Origin of the sequence: Haloprofundus sp. MHR1 (assembly GCF_005155585.1) — an archaeon.
Taxonomy (GTDB): domain Archaea; phylum Halobacteriota; class Halobacteria; order Halobacteriales; family Haloferacaceae; genus Haloprofundus; species Haloprofundus halophilus.
On sequence record NZ_CP039833.1, the window covers coordinates 1,672,272 to 1,690,641 of the forward strand.

The 18,370-nt window shown below is 66.6% G+C and carries 20 protein-coding genes; 7 read left to right on the forward strand and 13 right to left on the reverse strand.

Annotation, left to right across the window (positions count from 1 at the left end; genetic code table 11):
- The first annotated feature begins 37 nt into the window (after window positions 1-37).
- Together FCF25_RS08440 and FCF25_RS08445 are read left to right on the forward strand one after the other, a co-directional pair.
- A complete protein-coding gene (locus FCF25_RS08440; RefSeq protein ID WP_117593147.1) occupies window positions 38-1,006 on the forward strand; it encodes a transcriptional regulator in 969 nt (322 codons plus the stop codon).
- A 120-nt stretch (window positions 1,007-1,126) separates the two neighbouring features.
- Window positions 1,127-1,468, forward strand: coding sequence for a luciferase family protein (locus FCF25_RS08445; RefSeq protein ID WP_117593144.1), 342 nt, complete (start codon window positions 1,127-1,129; stop codon window positions 1,466-1,468).
- Between the two features lie 166 nt (window positions 1,469-1,634).
- Here the strand turns inward: FCF25_RS08445 and FCF25_RS08450 are convergent, their stop codons facing one another.
- The 6 genes from FCF25_RS08450 to FCF25_RS08475 all read right to left on the reverse strand — a co-directional run bounded on the left by FCF25_RS08450 (window position 1,635) and on the right by FCF25_RS08475 (window position 7,211).
- Window positions 1,635-1,889 carry a glutathione S-transferase N-terminal domain-containing protein gene (locus FCF25_RS08450; RefSeq protein ID WP_137048174.1) on the reverse strand — a complete coding sequence of 85 codons (255 nt, stop codon included), beginning with the start codon at window positions 1,887-1,889 and terminating at the stop codon, window positions 1,635-1,637.
- A 135-nt stretch (window positions 1,890-2,024) separates the two neighbouring features.
- Entirely contained in the window at window positions 2,025-3,422 is a 1,398-nt protein-coding gene (locus FCF25_RS08455) for an ArsR family transcriptional regulator (protein ID WP_117593140.1), read from the reverse strand.
- A gap of 90 nt (window positions 3,423-3,512) precedes the next feature.
- Window positions 3,513-4,943 carry an NCS2 family permease gene (locus FCF25_RS08460; protein ID WP_137048176.1) on the reverse strand — a complete coding sequence of 477 codons (1,431 nt, stop codon included), beginning with the start codon at window positions 4,941-4,943 and terminating at the stop codon, window positions 3,513-3,515.
- A gap of 100 nt (window positions 4,944-5,043) precedes the next feature.
- A complete protein-coding gene (locus tag FCF25_RS08465; protein ID WP_058580571.1) occupies window positions 5,044-5,757 on the reverse strand; it encodes a phosphoribosyltransferase family protein in 714 nt (237 codons plus the stop codon).
- A 110-nt stretch (window positions 5,758-5,867) separates the two neighbouring features.
- Complete coding sequence (gene pyrE, locus FCF25_RS08470) at window positions 5,868-6,389, reverse strand: orotate phosphoribosyltransferase (RefSeq protein ID WP_117593135.1); 522 nt, start codon at window positions 6,387-6,389, stop codon at window positions 5,868-5,870.
- A 279-nt stretch (window positions 6,390-6,668) separates the two neighbouring features.
- On the reverse strand, window positions 6,669-7,211 hold the full coding sequence (locus FCF25_RS08475) for a CDP-2,3-bis-(O-geranylgeranyl)-sn-glycerol synthase (RefSeq protein ID WP_117593132.1): 543 nt from the start codon (window positions 7,209-7,211) through the stop codon (window positions 6,669-6,671).
- A gap of 100 nt (window positions 7,212-7,311) precedes the next feature.
- Here FCF25_RS08475 and FCF25_RS08480 point away from each other — a divergent pair, with 100 nt between their 5' ends.
- Both FCF25_RS08480 and FCF25_RS08485 read left to right on the forward strand, forming a co-directional pair.
- A complete protein-coding gene (locus FCF25_RS08480) occupies window positions 7,312-8,151 on the forward strand; it encodes a proline dehydrogenase family protein (protein ID WP_137048177.1) in 840 nt (279 codons plus the stop codon).
- A 92-nt stretch (window positions 8,152-8,243) separates the two neighbouring features.
- Window positions 8,244-8,876, forward strand: coding sequence for a DUF502 domain-containing protein (locus tag FCF25_RS08485; protein WP_117593125.1), 633 nt, complete (start codon window positions 8,244-8,246; stop codon window positions 8,874-8,876).
- 186 nt (window positions 8,877-9,062) lie between these two features.
- On the opposite strand, the gene FCF25_RS08490 is transcribed toward FCF25_RS08485, so the two are convergent.
- Complete coding sequence (locus FCF25_RS08490) at window positions 9,063-9,992, reverse strand: branched-chain amino acid transaminase (RefSeq protein ID WP_137048179.1); 930 nt, start codon at window positions 9,990-9,992, stop codon at window positions 9,063-9,065.
- Between the two features lie 115 nt (window positions 9,993-10,107).
- Here FCF25_RS08490 and FCF25_RS08495 point away from each other — a divergent pair, with 115 nt between their 5' ends.
- On the forward strand, window positions 10,108-10,995 hold the full coding sequence (locus FCF25_RS08495; protein WP_137048181.1) for an NAD(P)-dependent oxidoreductase: 888 nt from the start codon (window positions 10,108-10,110) through the stop codon (window positions 10,993-10,995).
- 28 nt (window positions 10,996-11,023) lie between these two features.
- Here the strand turns inward: FCF25_RS08495 and ribB are convergent, their stop codons facing one another.
- Window positions 11,024-11,728 (reverse strand): 3,4-dihydroxy-2-butanone-4-phosphate synthase, encoded by a 705-nt coding sequence (ribB, locus tag FCF25_RS08500; protein WP_137048183.1) that lies wholly within the window; start codon window positions 11,726-11,728, stop codon window positions 11,024-11,026.
- Window positions 11,728-12,426 (reverse strand): DUF120 domain-containing protein, encoded by a 699-nt coding sequence (locus FCF25_RS08505; RefSeq protein ID WP_117593110.1) that lies wholly within the window; start codon window positions 12,424-12,426, stop codon window positions 11,728-11,730. Before FCF25_RS08505 ends, ribB begins: the two co-directional genes overlap by 1 nt.
- A gap of 223 nt (window positions 12,427-12,649) precedes the next feature.
- Between FCF25_RS08505 and argS the strand changes: the two genes are divergently transcribed.
- Window positions 12,650-14,422: an arginine--tRNA ligase gene (gene argS / locus FCF25_RS08510; protein WP_117593105.1), complete on the forward strand. Its 1,773-nt coding sequence runs from the start codon at window positions 12,650-12,652 to the stop codon at window positions 14,420-14,422.
- Between the two features lie 9 nt (window positions 14,423-14,431).
- On the opposite strand, the gene FCF25_RS15590 is transcribed toward argS, so the two are convergent.
- Both FCF25_RS15590 and FCF25_RS08515 read right to left on the reverse strand, forming a co-directional pair.
- The gene (locus tag FCF25_RS15590; RefSeq protein WP_168191224.1) at window positions 14,432-14,572 is read right to left on the reverse strand and encodes a hypothetical protein; all 141 of its coding nucleotides are present in this window, start codon (window positions 14,570-14,572) and stop codon (window positions 14,432-14,434) included.
- A gap of 40 nt (window positions 14,573-14,612) precedes the next feature.
- Window positions 14,613-15,911, reverse strand: a complete 1,299-nt coding sequence (locus tag FCF25_RS08515; protein ID WP_254425850.1) for an AAA family ATPase — start codon at window positions 15,909-15,911, stop codon at window positions 14,613-14,615.
- 131 nt (window positions 15,912-16,042) lie between these two features.
- Between FCF25_RS08515 and prf1 the strand changes: the two genes are divergently transcribed.
- Window positions 16,043-17,287 (forward strand): peptide chain release factor aRF-1, encoded by a 1,245-nt coding sequence (prf1, locus tag FCF25_RS08520; RefSeq protein WP_117593096.1) that lies wholly within the window; start codon window positions 16,043-16,045, stop codon window positions 17,285-17,287.
- A 91-nt stretch (window positions 17,288-17,378) separates the two neighbouring features.
- Here the strand turns inward: prf1 and npdG are convergent, their stop codons facing one another.
- A complete protein-coding gene (gene npdG, locus FCF25_RS08525; RefSeq protein WP_137048186.1) occupies window positions 17,379-18,047 on the reverse strand; it encodes an NADPH-dependent F420 reductase in 669 nt (222 codons plus the stop codon).
- Window positions 18,048-18,133: 86 nt separating this feature from the next.
- Window positions 18,134-18,370: a hypothetical protein gene (locus FCF25_RS08530; RefSeq protein ID WP_137048187.1), complete on the reverse strand. Its 237-nt coding sequence runs from the start codon at window positions 18,368-18,370 to the stop codon at window positions 18,134-18,136.

The window sequence follows — 18,370 nt, forward strand, 5'->3', positions numbered from 1 at the left end:
GAAACGCCTATGTACGAGGACAGGCCTATTACCCCCCATGTCCCGCTCCGCTCTGGTGGGTAACGTCACCGCGATGCTGCGCGACGCGGACTTCGTCGTCAGCGAGCGCTGTGCCGTGCGCCCAAAGAGCTTCGACCTCGCCGCCCGCCGCGGCGAGGACCTCCTCCTCCTCAAGATTCTGGGCAACATCGACGCGTTCGACGCCGTGACGGGCGCGGAGATGCGTCGCCTCGGCAACTACCTCTCGGCGACGCCGATGGTGCTCGGCCTGCGGACCCGCGACGAGGACCTCAAGCCCGGCGTGGTGTACTTCCGTCACGGCGTCCCGGTGTTCAATCCGGACACGGCGTACGACCTCTTCATCGAGGAGGTGCCGCCGCTCATCTACGCGGCTCCCGGCGGCTTGTACGTCGACATCGACGGCGACCTGCTCGCCGACGAACGCGAGCGTCGCGGGTGGAGTCTCGGCCGTCTGGCCTCCGAACTCGGCGTCTCCCGGCGGACCGTCTCGAAGTACGAGGACGGGATGAACGCCAGCATCGACGTCGCCATCCAGCTCGAGGAACTGTTCGAGCAGCCGTTCAGCACGCCCGTCTCGGTACTCGACGGCGCCGACGAGGTGCGCGACGCCGACCCGACGCCGCAGGACCCCGAGGCCGACCCCGAGGACGCCCACGTCGTCACCGTGCTCACCCGCGCGGGCTTCGAGATGCATCCGACCGCGCGCGCGCCGTTCAAAGCCGTCGGCGAGGACAGCGGCAGCAGCGAGGAGAACCTCCTGACGGGGCACTCGGCGTTCACCCGCTCCGCCGAGAAGCGCGCCCGCATCATGTCGTCGCTCGGTGCGGTCACGCGGACGCGCTCGGTCTACTTCGTCGAGAAGCGCGCCAAGCGCGACTCCGTCGAAGGGACCGCCCTCGTCGGCTGCGACGAACTCGAAGCGATGAACGACCCGGACGACGTCCGTGACCTCATCCGCGAACGCGCCGACGAACCCGCGGACTGAGCGCCGACCGACCGGACCGCCAACCGACCGGACCGCCAACCGACCGGACCGCCAATCGACCGGACCGCCAAACGGCGGACCGTCGGCGAGTTCTTCTCCGCGCGTAGCGTACGTCGACACATGGTCTACCCGAGTGCAGAGCGGTCGGGACGGCTGAGCGAGGCGTTCGAGAACCTCGTCCTCTCGTGGCCGGGCGTCCGCATCAGCCATCGCAACGGTTACGCGACGTACTGCGTCGGCGACCGACCGTTCGCCGTCGTCGACGGGATGCGCTTGGCGCTCACGGACCTCACGAGCGAGGCGCGGGAGGCGCTGGAGAAGGAGTGGTTCGCCGACCCGTTCCGCGGCGAGACGGGTATCGTGGAGACGTGGGCGACGGTGTGCATCTCGCCGGACGAACTCGAGTCGCTGCTGCCGTTCGTCAGGCGGAGTTACGAGATGGCCCGCGGCGTCGAGTGGTGAGTCCGGAGCTAGCTCGCCGAGCCGTACGTCTCTTCGAGGTAGGCGACGATGTCGTCGCTCTCGGGCAGTCGACGTCCACCTTTTTCCACCTCGGGTCCGCGAAGCGGACCGCTCGGTGCAAAAATCTGGACCAAAAAGCCGCTCACTCACTTCGTTCGCTCGCGGTTCAACTCGCCGAGCCGTATGTCTCTTCGAGGTAGGCGACGATGTCGTCGCTCTCGGGCATCCCGTGAACGTCGTGCATCTCGTCGACGAGCACCGGAACGCCAGTCTGTCCGCTGACTTCCTTCACTTCGGTTCTCTCGGAGTGCGAGCGCGGCACTTTCCGCGACTCGTACTCCAGGTCGAGTTCCGCGAGCTTGTTCCTCACTTTCGTACAGAAGGGACAGCCCTCCAGTTCGTACAGTACGAGGTTAGACATCGGCGGACGTTCGGTCGCAGGAAGGTAAAGCCCACTGGGAGCGTGCGGCGGGCGCGCACACTGGAGTCCAGTCGCGTCGGCCGCGTTCGGCCGTATTCGGTTACGTTCGGTCGTGTTCGGTCGCGTTCGGTCGCGCTACAGCTCCAGCCGTTGTCTCGTCGCGGCGACGTGTCGGCGGATGTGGCCGCGGTTGACGACGAGTTCGGCGGCGCCCCAGCCGACGAGGAGCAGCGCACCGAGTACGCTGTAGACGAAGTCCCAACTGGAGAGCCACACCGGTCGAATCCACGGCGTGAGGTGGCTCCACATCGTGGCGAACTCGCTGACGGGCTCCTCCAGCGGCGTGTCGAGGAACGGTCCGACGACCCAGTTGCTGAAGGAGACGCGGTCGCCCTCGCCCGGTTCGAGGCCGGCGCTGCCGGAGAGTTCGTAGCTCCCCTCCGCGTCCATGTCGCTGACGGTCGGGCCGTTCGACCCGCCGCCGTGGGCGACTCGCTCGCTGTCGTACGGCCCCCACGTCGCGTAGTACTCCCAGACGATCTCGCCCTCCGGCGTCACCTCGATGACGCGGTGGTTCATCGTGTCGGTGATGAGCGTGTTGCCGTTCGGCAGGCGGTCGGCGTCGCGCGGCCACGTCAACTGGCCTTCGCCGACTTCCCACGTCCGCTCCCACTCGCCGTCTATCAGTTCGTACTCGACGACGCGGTGGTTCTCGGAGTCGGCGACCAGGATGACGGGGTTGCCGTCCTCGCTCTCCAAGTAGTCGGGGTTGTGCTGCTCGTTCAGTATCTCGTAGTTGTCGTCCTCGCCGAGTCGGAGGTCGATATCCCCGCTGGTGCGGTTGACGAGGATGGCCTGGTCGAAGTTCCGCGGCGACAGCAGGAAATGCTCGTCGCCGACGGCTTCGATGTCGTTGACGTGCGTCCAGTCGTCGCTCATCCCGCCGTCGGTGTTGACGTCGTAGTGGTCGCGGAAGTACCACTCCCAGGTTATCTCGTCGGTCGTGCGGTTGTAGATGAAGACGCGGTCGTCGCTGCGGCCGGCGGAGTCGTTCCACTGTCGCATGTTGGCGACGGCGATCTCCTCGTCGTTCAGCATCGTCGCGTCGTGGGTGTCCTCTATGTCGAACTCCTCCTGCCAGACGCGCTCTTTGGTCTCGGGGTTCAGTTCGTAGACGAGCGTCTTCCCCGGACGCGTCGAGACGACGAACAGGTTGCCGTTGTCGAGCGGGTCGACGTCGTAGAACCACGTCGCGCCGCGCTCGTCGCCGTCGTACACCCACTCGGTCTCGCCGCGTTCGTCGACGGAGACGAGACGGGCGGGTTTCTTCTTGTTCCCTTCGCCTTGGAAGTGGAATCCTTGGACGCTGACGACGGTCGACCCGTTCGCGCGTTCGGTCACCGTCCCGCGCTGTAACGTGGTCTCGTCGCCGGAGTCGTGCGTCACGGCCGCGATTCCGGCCGGGACGAACAGGCCGATGACTGCGAACGCCACGAGCGCTCGCAGAATCCATCGTCTGGAGGGCATATCCATGGCCCTCGATTAGTCGTCGCCGCTATGAAAGTTGGTGTTTGCGTCGACGGGAACGCGCTACTGTCTGTCGGTTGTCAGCTACAACCGCTGCTACAGTTGCCCGGCGAGGAGGCCGCTCGTGCGGACGAAAAAGTACAGCACGAACGCGCCTGCGAGAATCCACTGGCCGACGGACACGTCGCGGCGCTCCCCGGCGGCAATTTTGACGAGCGGATAGGAGATGATGCCCGCGGCGATACCGTAGGCGATAGAGAACGTAAACGGCATCACGAGGATGGTCAGCCCGGCGGGGACGGCGTGGGTGATGTCGTTCCACCGGATGTCGACGACGTTACGCAGCATCAGCACCGCGACGACGACGAGCGCGATGTGAGATGCGTACATCGGAATCGCCGCCGCCAGCGGGACGACGGCCAGCGAGGCGAGGAACAGGAGCGCGACGACGAGCGCGGTCATCCCGGTCCGACCGCCCTCCTCGACGCCCGTCGAGGACTCGATGTACGTCGTCACCGTGGAGGTGCCGAGCATCCCGCCGACGGTGGTGCCGACGGCGTCGGCCATCAGCGGTCGGTCGATGTCGGGGAGGTTCCCCTCGTCGTCGAGGAAACCGCCGACCTGACTGACGCCGACGAGCGTTCCGGCGGTGTCGAAGAAGTCGACGAAGAAGAACGTGAAGACGACGAGCGAAAAGGCGAGGGCGTCGACGTTCGACAGCCCTTCGAGGAACGCGCCGACGAGCGGGGTGATGTCGTAGCCCGCGACGTCGTAGGTGAGCGTCGTGTCGCCGACGAGCGACGACGCCGCGAGCGTCGTTCCCTGCGGTGCCTGGTCGGCGGCGTAGGCGCTGTAACCGAGCGCCGACGCCGCGTATCCGAGAACCGATGTGGCGACGATGCCGATGATGATAGAGCCGCGGACGCCGCGGGCGTAGAGCGCGAACGTCAAGAACAGGCCGACGACCGAGATGATGGCGACGGGGTCCTGTGCGAAGACGGGATTGAACGTGACGAACGTCGCCGAGTCGCCGGCGACGACGCGCATCGCCTGCAACCCGATGATGGCCAAGAAGAGGCCGATACCGCCGCCGACGGCGAACTTGACGGGTTCGGGGACGAGTTCGATGACGTACTCGCGCGCACCGACGGCGGTGAGCGCGATGAACAGCACCCCTTCGACGACGACGGCGGCCAGCGCCGTCTGCCACGGAATTCCGAGCCCCAACACGACGGTGAACGCGAAGAAGGCGTTCAACCCTAACCCGGGCGCTTGCGCGAACGGTCGCTTCGCGTACAGCGCCATGACGAACGTCGCCACCGCCGCCGAGATGAGCGTCACGACGGCGAGCATCTGTATCGTCTGCGCGTCGGTTCGGTTCTGCACGTCGATGGCCGCGCTCAGAATCTGCGGGTTGACCACGACGATGTAGCTCATCGTCAGGAACGTCGTTATCCCCGCGAGAACCTCCGTTCGTAAGTTCGTCCCGTGCTCCTCGAATTCGAAGTACGAATCCAGTAACCCCATGTTGGTCGATGATGCATTATCAACTTAAGAATTGCCATCCATTCGTGCACAGTTGTGCACCGATGTGGATGTCGGCGGTCCGAAACGTCGGCAGAACTCGTTAATCGAGCGTCGTCAGCGCGCCGACGGGCGCGTCGGTGAGCTCTCTGGCGCGGCCGAGTCCCTTGTCGCTGACGCCGATGAGCGCGAACACGCCGGTCACGGTGGTGTCGGCCTGTTTGGCGATGTCCAGGAGCAGCTCCTGAGTCTCGCCCGAGCGAATCAGGTCGTCGACGACGAGCACGCGCTGGCCCGACGAGAGGGCGCTCGCGGGGAGGTAGTAGGTGAGTTCGATGCCGGAGGCGAGACGCTGGCGCGACTCGATAAACTCCTCGACGGCGGTCTCTTTGGACTTCTTGGCGTAGGCGAGGCGGGCGTCGAAGTAGCGCGCCATCGCCGCGCCGAGCGTGATGCCGTCGGTGGCGGCGGTGAGTATCACGTCGGGGCGCTCGAAGCCGAAACTGTTGGCGGCGACGGGCGCGACGAGGTCGAGGAACGACTGGTCGAAGACGACGCCGGAGTTGTCGACGTACCCCTCGTCGTCGAAGCGGACGCGCGCTTCCAGTTCCGACGAGAGAGCGTCGCGACCGACGCCTTCGACGACTTCGCGTGCGCGCTCGCTCCCGGGGAGGACGTGACCGTTGACGTACCGGTTCAGGTCACCGGCCGGAAGCCCCGTCACCGACGAGAGCTCGTCGTACGTGCGCGTCTCCTTGAGCATACGGAGGACAGCGACCGCCTGCAGTTGGAGGGCGGCCTTCTCGGCTCTGTTCATACCCCGCGTTTCGCGTTTGCACAACTATGAACACTTCGATATCTTCGAGGCGAGTTTTGCGCACGAGTATGGTTCTCGGGCGGCTGCCCCGCGTGACCCGAACGCGTCGCCTACCGGTCGGCCAACAGGTCGGTCGCGGTCAGCAGAGACTGGAGTTCGATATCGTGTTCGGCCATCAGTTCCGTAGCGCCCTCTTCGCGGTCGACGACGACGAGCACGCGGTCGACGTTCGCCCCGGCGTCGCGCAGAGCTTCGACGGCGTCGACGGCGCTCTGTCCGGTCGTGGCGATGTCTTCGAGCAACAGCACTTCCTCGCCCTCGTCGAGGCGGCCCTCGATGCGTTTCGCGGTTCCGTACTCCTTCGCCTTCTTGCGCGCGATGACGTAGGGCCGACCCGTCTCGACCGAGGTGACGGCTACGAGCGGTACCGCGCCGAGGGCGACGCCCGCGAGTTTCTCGTCGCCGACGTGTTCGGCGAACGCCTCCGCGACGAGGCGCAGACATCGCGGGTCGGTCTCGAACAGGTACTTGTCCACGTAGTAGTCGCTCGTCCCGCCGTGGGAGAGTTCGAACTCGCCGAACTGGACCGCCTCCGCGTCGCGAAGCGCCGCGATGAGTTCCGCTTTCGTCATTGGTCGCTGTGGGTTCGCCGAGCGTGATAAACGGGCCGGTTGGCGGCGGACGGTCGCGGTCAGAAGCGAGTTTCTGAGCCGCGAGCGAGCGGAACGAGCGAGCGGGCTTTTTGGTGCACCGGGAGAGCGGAGCTCTCCCGAGCCTTCCTTCGCTTCGTCTGCGGGCGACCCGCGAGTCACCCGCATGGCCTGCGAGACCTTCGGTCTCGCTTCGCTCACGAAGACAGATTTTTGCAAGTGGGGGTGCGCAGAGCGCACCCTCCGCAGCAAAAAGGTGCGTCAGTAGGGCTCGTCTTTCAGCCCGAGCAGATACGCGATGCCGTTCGTCACGAGGTGAAACACCGGGGTGACGACGGCGACGACGACGATTCGACCCGGGGTGAACGTCCGCGAGAACCACGCCGGCGAGAGAAGTTTCGCCAGTCCGAGCGCGCCGACGACGAAGTCGAGTTGGTCGAGAAGCGGGAAGGACGCACCGCGTTCACGTCCGCTTCGACGTTTGAGAAACGAGGCCGCGATGTCGCCGAGCATCGCGCCGAGGGAGAGACCGACGGCCCCGCCGAGGCTGAACTCCGGCAGCGAGACGCCGAATCGTCTCTCGGCGCGCTCGCGGACGAGGTTGAGACCGACGGCGAGGAGCACGCCGACGACGCTTCCGACGGCGGTCCCGCGCCACGTCTTCCCGTCGCCGAGCAGTCGGCGGTCGCCCAACGTCCGGCCGCCGTCGATGGGGTCGCCGCCGCCGGAGAGCACGGCGGCGTTGTTCGGCACGTAGGCGGGCAGCATCGACCAGACCGCAGAGACCAGGTACGAGATGACCATACTGCGACCACTCACGGGCGGCATTTAACCCCTCTTCTGTCGGGTCGCCGCCCGGGCTGAGAGGATAACGCTGATAACTGGGTGGTCGCAACTGGGTTGCATGATTCCGCCCATCGCCGGTCGGTTCGTCGCGGGCGAGACGCCAGCGACGGCGCTCGAACACGCCCGCCGGACGAACGTCGACGGCGTGAAGGTCATCCTCAACCTGTTAGGCGAACACTACGACACCCGAGAACCGGCCGACGCCGACGCCGACGCGTACGTCGACCTCCTGGCCGACCTCGGTCGCACGGACCTCGACGCCTGCATCTCGGTCAAGCCCTCCCAGATCGGCCTCGACGTCGGCGAGGAGGTGTTCCGGGAGAATCTCGAACGCATCACCGACGCGGCGGCCGAATACGACGAGTTCGTCTGGGTCGACATGGAGGACCACGACACGACCGACGCGACGTTGGCCGCGTACGAGACGTTCGCGGAGGCGACCGGCGGCAACGTCGGCGTCTGCGTGCAGGCGAACCTCCGGCGGACGCGGACCGACCTCGAACGGTTGGTCGACGTCCCCGGGAAGGTCCGCCTCGTCAAGGGGGCGTACGACGAACCCGAGGGGATCGCCTACACCGACAAAGCCGACGTCGACGAGTCCTACCGCGAGAATCTGGAGTTCATGTTTCAGGAGTTCGACGGCGGTATCGCCGTCGGCAGCCACGACCCGGCGATGATTCAGTACGCGACGGACCTCCACGACGAGTACGGCACCGAGTTCGAGATTCAGATGCTGATGGGCGTCCGCGAGGAGGCCCAGCGCGACCTCGCCGACGACGGCTACGAGGTGTGGCAGTACGCTCCCTACGGCGGGAAGTGGTTCTCGTACTTCTACCGGCGAGTCCGCGAGCGCAAGGAGAACGCGCTGTTCGCCCTCCGCGCTATCACGGGCATCTGAGGCGACGGGCGGATCGACGCGAAACGCGACGCGACGACGCGGCAACTCGGTAGAAGACCTCTTAACCCCACCGGACGGAGTAGCGAGCGAGAATGTCCACGTGGAAACGCGACTTTGCGAGCGGTCTCGTCGTCCTCACTCCGCTTCTGGTTATCCTCCTCGTCCTCAACTGGTTCTACCAGCAGATCGCCGACCTGCCGGTCATCGAGTATCTGGTCGGACAGATGCAGTACGAGTGGATGGCCGTGCTGACGATTCTCGCCATCTTCCTGTTGCTCGTCTTCTCGGTCGGCTACCTCATGCGGACGACTTTCGGCCGACTTGTCGAAGACGGCATCGACGCCGCGATGAACCAAGTACCCCTGATTCGCGTTCTCTACAACGCCTCCAAACTCGCGGTCGAAACCGCACTCACCGGCACCGAAGAACTCCAAACACCGGTTCGTATCGAGACGTGGAACGGCATGCGCATGACCGCGTTCAAGACCGGCAAACGAACCGACGACGGTCGGGTCGTCCTCTTTCTCCCGACCGCCCCGAACATCACCTCCGGATTCGTCGTCGAAGTCGACGAAGATCGAGTCGAAGAGACCGACGAACGCGTCGAGGAGGCGCTGACGCGCATCCTCAGCGCCGGGTTCGGCGAGGAGTCCGACCCCGGCATCGACATCGACGTCATCGACGAAGTCTCCGTCGACGACATCCAGCGGTCGAACGACGACTGAACCGCGGCGAGTTCGGCGGTGACGGCCCGACGCCCGGCGTCGTCGCTGCGTAGGTTGAAACGTGATGCCGGGGCAACACCCCGCGTGCGCTGAACCGCCGCCGCGTCGGGACCGAGGCGGGTGCGCGAGAACTCCCGGCGCGTCACACGGATACGACGGGAGTCTCGCCTGTTCGCTCTGTTCTCCTCAGACGTAGTCGAACCACTCGTCGTGGTCGTCGGTCCGCCGCTCGACGAGGTCGAAGAACGCCGACTGCAGTTCTTCCGTGACGGGACCGCGCGAACCGTCGCCGATCTCGACGTTGTCGACCTGCCGAATCGGCGTCACCTCGGCGGCGCTGCCGGTGAAGAACAGCTCGTCGGCGGTGTGGAGTTCGCCGCGGCTGATGGTCGCCGTGTCGTCGACTTCGTAGCCGCGCTCGCGGGCCAGTTTGATGACCGTGTCGCGGGTGATTCCGTCGAGGATGCTCTGGGAGAGCCCCGGCGTATAGATGGTCTCGTCGCGGACGAGGAAGATGTTCTCGCCCGGACCCTCGGCGACGTTTCCTTCCTTGTTGAGGACGATAGCCTCGGCGTAACCGTTGCGCCGCGCCTCCTCGCCGGCCAGCAGGCTGTTGACGTACAGCCCCGTCGTCTTCGCGTTCGTCGGAATCTGGCTGGAGGCGTGCTTGCGCCACGAGGAGACCATCACCTCGATACCGTTCTCCAGCGCCTCCTCGCCGAGGTACGCGCCCCACGGCCACGCCGCGATGGTGACGTCCGTCGGGCAGTCGCCGGGGCTCACGCCCAGCGAGTCGTAGCCGTAGTACGCGATCGGCCGGATGTAACAGCTCTGGAGGTCCTGTCTGCGGATGAGTTCGAGCGTCGCCTCGGTCAGTTCGGACGGTTCGTACGGAATCTCCATCTCGTACGGTTTCGTGGAGTCGTAGAACCGTTCGAGGTGCTCCTCCCAGCGGAAGATGGCCGGTCCGTTCTCGGTGTCGTAGCAGCGAACGCCCTCGAAAACGCCCGTCCCGTAGTGGAGGCCGTGCGACAGCACGTGAATCTTCGCGTCGTCCCAGTCGACGAACTCGCCGTTCATCCAGATGGTGTCAACGTCCATCTCGTCGAAGCTCATGGTGGCCTCATTCGCGGGTGAGTGTATAAAACACCCCGTATTCTTCATGGTCTATCCTCCGGCCGTCGGTCTGTCGGTAGGAGGGGTTTTGCGGGCGGGAACCGCACTCCGAGCTATGACCATCGAGACTGTCGCCGTCACCGGCGGCAACGGACAGGTCGGTCGCGCCGTGCTCGCGGAGTTACGCGGCTGCGGCTACCGAACGGTCAATCTCAGCCGCGGGTCGCGGCGCGAGTCGCTCGCCGACGAGTATCGCCGAACGAACCTCCTCGACGCGGGCGAAGTGTACGGCTCGCTCGCGTCGAGCGACGCCGACGGCGTCGTCCACCTCGGGATGGTTCCGCGCCCCGACACCGGTCCCGGCCACGTCACCTTCGAGAGCAACGTGATGTCGACGTACCACGTGCTCGAAGCGTCTCAGAACCTCGATATCGACAGCGTCGCCGTCGCGTCGAGCATGAGCGCGCTCGGCGCGGGGTTCGACCCGGACCCGGTTCGCCTCGACTACCTCCCGGTCGACGAGTCGCATCCGGTCGACCCGCGGGACCCGTACGCGCTCGGCAAGCACGTGCTCGAACGGACGGCCGAAGGAATCGCCCGCCGAAACGCGGGGCCCGCGAGCGTGAGCGCGGTCCGTTTCCCCATCGCCATGGACGACGAACAGCTGCGGGACGCGCTGGTCGACGCCGACCGCTCGCTCGACGCGATTCGGGACGCGCCCTTCTTTCACTCGGCGCGGAACACGCTGTTCGCGTACGTCCACCTCGACGACCTCGCAGACCTCTTTCGTCGCTGTATCGAAGCCGAGTTCGGTGGCTACGAGGCGTTCTGGGCGGCGGCGGCGGAGACGACGGTAGACCTCCCGACGACCGAGCTGGTGGCCGAACTGTATCCAGCTGTCGAGACGCGAGGCGACCTCTCCGGCCACGAGAGCCTCGTCGACACGTCGAAGGCGAGACGAATACTCGGGTGGAAGCCGACGCATAGCTGGCGAGAGCGGTGAGAACGGAGGATATCGAGCCAGCGTTCGACTACGCCAGTTCCTCGACCAACTGCTGGCCTTCGAGGTAGACGAACCCGCGTCGGTCGGCGTAGGCGCGGGCATCGGCCGGTGACAGCGCCCGCCCGCTCTCGTCGTCGAGCATCTCGCAGACGACGACGGCCGCCGGGAGGTCGGCCTCGGCGGCGAGCGCCAGACCGAGTTCGGTGTGTCCGCGTCTGTCGGCGAGCAGGTCGGGCGCGCCGCGGAGCAGGTTGACGTGGCCGGGCGAGCGGAACTCGGCGGCGAACTCCTCGGGCCCGTAACTCGCCGGGACGGCCTCGACCGCGGTCGCCGCCTCCGCGAGTTTCGTGATGGTCAGCGCGCGGTCCTCGTCGGTGATGCCGGTGAACGTGTCGCGGTGGTTCACCGGCAGCGAGAACGACGACCGACTGTCGTATCTGAGGTCGTGGTCACCGGCGCTCGGGTGGTCGAGCGCGTCGTCGAGAAAGGGGAGGCCGACCGCGTCGGCGACGGCGTCAGAGAACGCGGTGCAGACCAGCCCCCCGGCGTCGTTCCGCAGGTGCGAGACGGCCGTGGGCGTCACCGCGCCCGCGGGGTAGACGATGTCCGTCTCGCCCTCTCGGTCGTCGAAGTCGTGGATGAGCACCGGGTCTCCGTTCCGGAAGGCGTCGACGGCGGCGCGGACGCCGCCGTTCGCGCTCGCGCCCGCGTCGTCGCTCGCGCGTTGCGTCATCAGGCGTCCTCCACGTAGACGGTGACCGTCGACCCGTCTTCCAGCGCCAGCACGTCCCGGAGCTTCTCGGGGGCGATGATCTCCAGTTGGCGCTCGTCGTGGTGGGTCCGCTCGGGGACGATGATGTGAGCCGCCTCGTACGTCGACTCTCCGCGTTCGACCGTCGCGGCGTAGCAGGCCGCCGGACCGAACGTCCGCTCGTCGTCCTCCCACCCGTCGATGGGAACGGCGTCGAGGTTCGCCATCCCGGCGCGCGTCCGAACCGACTCGTCGGTGAGTTCGACGTTGAGCGTCCCCGCGAACGGTTCGTAGCTCAACCGCTCTTCGAACTGCTCCATGTAGCCCGAAAGCGAGATGTAGTGGCGGCCTTCGCCCATCCCGCTGGTGACGGTGCCGGTGAGGGTGAGTTCGGAGTCGTCCTCGAAGATTCGGCGGTAGTCGGCGTACTCCCCCCGGAGCGCGCTCTCGCCGTCGTCGGTTATCGACACCCACTGTCCGTCGCTGACGATGTCGCGTTCGACGAGGCCGGCCTCGTCGAGTCGCTGGAGGCGGCGTGACGCCGTCTGGTTGGACGCGTCGAGACGTCCGGCGAGTCCGGCACAGGAGACCTTCACCGGGCCGGTCAATCCGCCATCTAAGGCGACGTGCTTCAACGCGGCCAACTCGTCGTGGCCGACGGCGACTACCGTATCTGGCATACGTCTCACTCCGGTCGCCGACCGCATAAGTATGACGAAACTGAGATGCGTCTCAGATGTGTTATGCGACGACTACCGCCGAAAGGCAGTGCCTACCGAACGTAATGTCGTTCTCACATCTAAGTTCATCGGTCGCGACGATACGTTACCGGCTACCGTGTGACCGCCTCGGTCGGCCGGTTGTTCGGAAATACATTTATCCGACCCTCGAAAACCAACGGGCATGTTCAGAGAGTTTCGCAGTCAGGTCGAGTCGGCGCTGACCGACGCGCTGTCTTCGCTCGACGCGCCGACCGACGACCTCGGCGTCGAAGAACCGCCCGAAGACGTCGACGCCGTGCTCGCCTCCAGCGTCGCGTTCCGCCTCGCCGGCGAACTCGGCGCGGCCCCGCCGCAGGTCGCCGCCCGACTCGTCGACGAACTCGACGTCGGCGAGTACGAGTACGTCGCCGACGCGACGACGCAGGGCCCGTACGTCAATTTCGCCGCGACCGACGCCTACCTCGCCGACACCCTCGACGCCGCGGCGACCGACGAGGAGTTCGGTCGCCTCCCCGACACCGGGAAGTCCGTCGTCGTCGAACACACGAGCGCCAACCCGACGGGCCCGGTCCACGTCGGCCGCGCGCGCAACCCGATTCTCGGCGACGCCGTCGCGCGCGTCCTCGACTACGCCGGCAACGACGTCGAACGCCACTACTACGTCAACGACGCGGGTCGACAGGTCGCCGTCTTCACGTGGGCCTACGAGACGTTCGACGAGGCCGACCTCCCGGAACCCGAGCGCGACCGCGCAGACTACGACCTCGTGCGCTACTACCGCAAAGGCAACCAGTTCCTCGAAGCGGGCGACGCCGACGAAGTGGAAGCGGCCGAGGCCGAGATCGAAGCCATCATGCGAGGGTTGGAGGAGGGCGACGAGGAGACGTACGAGCGCGTCGAAGTCGTCGTCGACCAGGTGCTCGGCGGGATGCGTCAGTCGCTCGCCCGTCTGCCGGCGGTGTTCGACGAGTTCGTCAAGGAGTCGCGGTTCATGCGCGACGGCTCCGCCGACGACGTGGTCGAGCGCCTGAAGGAGTCCGACCACTCCGTCTACGAAGAGGACGCGTGGCAACTCGACCTCACCGACTGGGACATCGAGAAGAAGATGGTGTTTCTCCGCTCCGACGGGACGACGCTGTACACGACGCGCGACCTCGCCCACCACGAGTGGAAGTTCGCGAACTACGACGAGGCCGTGACCGTCCTCGGCGAAGACCACAAACTGCAGGCCGAACAGCTGGGCGCGGCGCTCGAACTGCTCGGCAACGACACCTCCCAGCTTCGCCACGCCATCTACTCCTACGTCAACCTCCCGGAGGGGAAGATGAGCACCCGACAGGGGACCGGTGTCGACCTCGACGACCTGCTCGACGAGTCCATCGCCCGCGCCCGCGAGGAGGTCGAGTCCCGCCTCGACTCGCGCATCCGCGACGACGACCTCTCGGAGAAGGACATCGAGCGCATCGCTCGCCAGGTCGGTATCGGGGCCGTCCGCTACGACATCGTCTCGAAACAGCCGACGAAGGCCATCACGTTCGAGTGGGACCGCGCGCTCGACTTCGAGGCTCAGTCCGCGCCCTACGTCCAGTACATCCACGCGCGCTGCTGCGGCATCCTCGCCGAGGCCGGCGTCGACGTCGCCGGGGGCGAGTCGCTGACCCTCGCCGCCGTCGACGCGGACCTCCTCGACGCGCCCGAGGAGCGCGACCTCGTCCGGACGCTCGCCCGGTTCCCGGCGGTCATCGAGGAAGCCGCCGAGGACCTCGAACCGCACGTCGTCGCCACGTACACCCGAGAACTCGCGGAGACGTTCAACGCCTTCTACCGCGAGTGTCCGGTGCTCACCGCCGAGGGCGACCGCAGGGAGGCGCGCCTCGCGCTCGTCGCGGGCGCTCGCCACGCGGTCGCCAACGCGCTCGACGCGCTCGGCGTCGAAGCGCCGACCTCGATGTGAGGCGGCGGGTCAGAAGAGAAGCGGGAGTGCGAGACCCGGCGAGCTAACGAGACTACCGCCGACGGATGTGACGGCTATCACGCCCGCACCGAGTGCGAGCACGAGAAACAACACGACCCACCAGAAGGGGACGGTTTCGTCTTCGGCCATACCGTTGCTGTGGCGGGTTCCCTAAAAGAACTTCCCGTTTTCACCGCAGGAGTCGACCGAGGAACCCCTTCTGTTCGGTGTCGGCCTCCTCGTCCTCCTCGTTCCCGTTCGCTTGCGTCGTCTCGGCGTCGTCTCGGGGCTGTTCGTCGCCGGAACCGCCGGACTCGCTCTCGGCGTTTTCGGCCTCCTCAACGAGCGCGGTGTCGTACACGCCGTCTTCCTCCTCCTCCTCCTCGGACCCACCCGCAGCGTTCGGTCGGTCGCTCTCGGAGCCCTCGGCCGTATCGGTCGGCTCCTCTGCTTCGGCGATGGCGTCGGCGAGGGGCTCGACGTTGGACTCGGCGGTGTCGTCTTCGGCCGCTTCCTCCGTCGCTCCCCGTCCGACCTCGCCGGACTCGCCCTCGTCGACGCCGAGTTTCGCCTCCGCGCTGGCGATAGACAGCGTTCCGTCCGCAGCGTCGGCGCTCTCACCCTCGTCCGGTTCGGTGTTCGTCGATTCGGCAGTCTTCGATTCGGTGTCCCCCGATTCGGTAGCCTCCGATCCGGTGACCACTGAACCGGTTTCGCTGGATTCGTCGATCTCGTCGGTCCGCACCTCGACTCCGTCGTCGACCTCGGCGTCCGGGTCGTACGCCGCGACGGCTTCGGCGAGCGTCGCGTAGGCTACGGCGGCGGGGCTGTCGGGGGCGTGCGTCGACACCGGCACCGACGCGGCCACCGATTCGGCGACCGCGTCGTCGGCCGGCACCGCCTCGACGACCGCCGCGTCGAGGCGCTCGGCGACCTCCTCGGCGTTCGGGTTCTCGGGGTCGACGCGCGTCAGGACGACGCCCGCGACGGTGCCGCCGAGTCGCTCGGTCACCTCGCGGGTCTTGTCGGTGTCGCCGAGGGCGTCGCGTTCGGTGTTGCAGACGAGAAAGACGGCGTCGGCCAGACCCAGGGGGAGGACGGCGTCGTGACTCAGGCCGCTGCCGGTGTCGACGAGCACGAAATCGTACGGTTCGAGCGCCGAGAACACGGCGCGTAGCTCGGTCGGCTCCGCGGCGGCGAACGCGTCTAAACTGCCGTCGCCGGGGACGACGTCGACGCCGGCGTCCGAGCTATACGTCGCGTCGTCGACGGACGCCCGTCCCGCGAGCACGTCGTGCACTGTCGCGTCCGAGACGTCGACGCCGAGTGCGGCAGCGAGGTTCGGCATGGCGAGGTCCGCGTCGACGACGGCGACGTCGTGGCCGGCCGCCGCCAACGCCGCGCCCAGATTCGCCGTCGTCGTCGTTTTTCCGACGCCGCCTTTCGCACTCGCGACCGCGTATATCCAAGCCATAGTTGAGTTGTACACATCCTCCCGTGTCGGGGATATAAATGTAGCCCCCGACCGTCGTCGGACCGACGACGGCCGTCAGAGGCGCTCGCAGTCCGGCGGCCCGCCAGTCAAAGCATACTTACCGCCCGCCCGGACTAGTAGAGGTAATGAGTGCTGACGCCGAGGGGCCGAGCGACGACCGCCGGAAGTACGAGTTCCGGAAGGTCATAGAGGAGTTGTCGGAGTACGAAGGCTCCGGAACCCAGCTCGTCACCATCTACATCCCTCCCGACAAGCAGATTTCGGACGTGGTCGACCACGTCGTCCAGGAACACAGCGAGGCGGCCAACATCAAGTCCAAGCAGACGCGGACGAACGTTCAGGACGCGCTCACGAGCATCAAAGACCGCCTGCGCTACTTCGACACGTTCCCGCCGGACAACGGTATCGTCATCTTCTCGGGCGCTATCAACTCCGGCGGCGGCCAGACGACGATGGTCACCAAGACGCTGGAGAGCCCGCCGGAACCGGTCCAGTCGTTCCGCTACCACTGCGACTCGGCGTTCTTGACCGAACCGCTGGAGCAGATGCTCTCGGACAAGGGGCTGTTCGGCCTCATCGTCCTCGACCGCCGCGAGGCCAACGTCGGTTGGCTGAAGGGCAAGCGCGTCGAACCGGTCAAATCCGCCTCCTCGCTCGTGCCGGGCAAGCAGCGCAAAGGTGGCCAGTCCGCCCAGCGTTTCGCCCGCCTCCGCCTCGAAGCCATCGACAACTTCTACCAGGAGGTCGCCGAGATGGCCAACGACCTGTTCGTCGCCAAGCGCCACGACATCGACGGCATCCTCGTCGGCGGTCCGTCGCCGACGAAGGACGAGTTCCTCGACGGCGACTACCTCCACCACGAGATTCAGGACAAGGTCGTCGGGAAGTTCGACGTCTCCTACACCGACGAGTCGGGGCTCTACGACCTGGTCGACGCCGCACAGGAGGTGCTGGCCGACCAGGAGGTGATGAAGGACAAAGCCGAGATGGAGGAGTTCTTCGAGAGCCTCCACGCCGGCGACCTCGCCACCTACGGGTTCGAGGCGACCAGAAAGAACCTCGTCATGGGCTCGGTCGACCGCCTGCTCATCAGCGAGGACCTCCGCAGAGACGTCGTCGTCTACGACTGCGACGGGACCGAGGAGTACGAGGTCGTCGACGCCCGCCACTCGACGCCGGAACACGAGTGCGTCGAGGGCGGCGAGGCCGAGGTCGTCGAGCGCGAGGACGTCATCGAACACCTGATGGCGATCGCCGACCAGCGCGGTACGGAGACGAAGTTCATCAGCACCGACTTCGAGAAAGGCGAGCAACTGTACGACGCCTTCGGTGGCATCGCGGGCATCCTTCGGTACTCCACCGGCGTCTAAGCGCCGCTACTCGCTCCTCTCGGCAGTTTCTCACCCGTTGAGAACGATTCTCAGCGACTGCAAACGCACCGACGGGCCCGGGCGGCCGCGCTCACTCGAACCGAACGCCCAGGTCGTGCATCCCGTCGTTGTTCGCCGCCACGTTCACCAGCAGCGGCGTCACGCTCTCGACCTCCGCCGCGTTGGCGATGCCGCCCGCGTCGAGCGCGCGCAGACCCGCTATCGCCTCCGCGAGCATCCGAACCGTCTCCTTGGCGTCGGGGTCGTCGCCGACGAGCAACACGTCGATGTCGAGGTCGGCGTCCAGGTCGGCGAGTCGCCCCGCGGCGAGATTGTGGAACGCGCCCACGACGGGTACGTCGTCGGGCGCGCTGTCGGCGACCAACTGCGTCACGCTCCCGGCGCTCGGCGGGTGGTAGTGAAAGCCGTCGTCGTCGCGCTTCATCCCCGTCGCCGGACTGACGAGCACGTCCGTGTCGTCGAGTTTCGGCGCGACCGCTTCGACGGTGTCGGCGACGTGGTACGGCGGAACGGCGAGCACGACGACGTCCGCCCTGTCGGCGGCCATCTCGTTGTCGAAGCCGTTTATCTTCACGTCGACGCCGCGACTGTCGAGTTCCGTCTCGTACTCCTCGGCTTTCTGCCGCGCCCGGTCGGGGTCGCGAGAGCCGATGAGCACCTCGTGGGGGGTGTCGTACGCCCACCGCAGCGCCAGTCCCTCGCCGATGTCGCCGGTTCCGCCGAGTAACGCGATTCGCATGGTGGATGTGAGGCGGGCCGTCCCCTAAACGTTGCGCGAGCGGTGAGAACTGTCGGGAGTCGTCGGGTTCGGTCGCCGTGTCGAACTCACTCGCCGTCGGCCGAATCTTCCGACTCCACTTCCGGCGACCAGACGCCGAGGCGCTCGAACCCGCCGCGGTAGGCCAACCAGAACGCGAGCGCCGGAATCGTCGCCAACACGGCGGCGAACACCATCAGTCGCGCCGTCGGGTCCGGCGGCACCACGAACGGGATCGCGACGAGCATCACGGCGTCCAGCGCCAACATGGTGAGCAGGAACGCCCAGAAACGTCGTCGAGCCAT

Coding starts and splice junctions, on each gene's coding strand:
- FCF25_RS08460 (WP_137048176.1), bottom strand. CDS start 4,943: ATGGGGTTACTGGATTCGTACTTCGAATTCGAGGAGCACGGGACGAAC.
- FCF25_RS08480 (WP_137048177.1), top strand. CDS start 7,312: ATGATTCCGCCCATCGCCGGTCGGTTCGTCGCGGGCGAGACGCCAGCG.
- FCF25_RS15590 (WP_168191224.1), bottom strand. CDS start 14,572: ATGGCCGAAGACGAAACCGTCCCCTTCTGGTGGGTCGTGTTGTTTCTC.
- FCF25_RS08450 (WP_137048174.1), bottom strand. CDS start 1,889: ATGTCTAACCTCGTACTGTACGAACTGGAGGGCTGTCCCTTCTGTACG.
- FCF25_RS08475 (WP_117593132.1), bottom strand. CDS start 7,211: ATGGTCATCTCGTACCTGGTCTCTGCGGTCTGGTCGATGCTGCCCGCC.
- FCF25_RS08445 (WP_117593144.1), top strand. CDS start 1,127: ATGGTCTACCCGAGTGCAGAGCGGTCGGGACGGCTGAGCGAGGCGTTC.
- argS (WP_117593105.1), top strand. CDS start 12,650: ATGTTCAGAGAGTTTCGCAGTCAGGTCGAGTCGGCGCTGACCGACGCG.
- npdG (WP_137048186.1), bottom strand. CDS start 18,047: ATGCGAATCGCGTTACTCGGCGGAACCGGCGACATCGGCGAGGGACTG.
- FCF25_RS08490 (WP_137048179.1), bottom strand. CDS start 9,992: ATGAGCTTCGACGAGATGGACGTTGACACCATCTGGATGAACGGCGAG.
- FCF25_RS08505 (WP_117593110.1), bottom strand. CDS start 12,426: ATGCCAGATACGGTAGTCGCCGTCGGCCACGACGAGTTGGCCGCGTTG.
- pyrE (WP_117593135.1), bottom strand. CDS start 6,389: ATGACGAAAGCGGAACTCATCGCGGCGCTTCGCGACGCGGAGGCGGTC.
- FCF25_RS08530 (WP_137048187.1), bottom strand. CDS start 18,370: ATGGCTCGACGACGTTTCTGGGCGTTCCTGCTCACCATGTTGGCGCTG.
- FCF25_RS08465 (WP_058580571.1), bottom strand. CDS start 5,757: ATGAACAGAGCCGAGAAGGCCGCCCTCCAACTGCAGGCGGTCGCTGTC.
- FCF25_RS08495 (WP_137048181.1), top strand. CDS start 10,108: ATGACCATCGAGACTGTCGCCGTCACCGGCGGCAACGGACAGGTCGGT.
- FCF25_RS08485 (WP_117593125.1), top strand. CDS start 8,244: ATGTCCACGTGGAAACGCGACTTTGCGAGCGGTCTCGTCGTCCTCACT.
- ribB (WP_137048183.1), bottom strand. CDS start 11,728: ATGACGCAACGCGCGAGCGACGACGCGGGCGCGAGCGCGAACGGCGGC.
- FCF25_RS08455 (WP_117593140.1), bottom strand. CDS start 3,422: ATGGATATGCCCTCCAGACGATGGATTCTGCGAGCGCTCGTGGCGTTC.
- prf1 (WP_117593096.1), top strand. CDS start 16,043: ATGAGTGCTGACGCCGAGGGGCCGAGCGACGACCGCCGGAAGTACGAG.
- FCF25_RS08440 (WP_117593147.1), top strand. CDS start 38: ATGTCCCGCTCCGCTCTGGTGGGTAACGTCACCGCGATGCTGCGCGAC.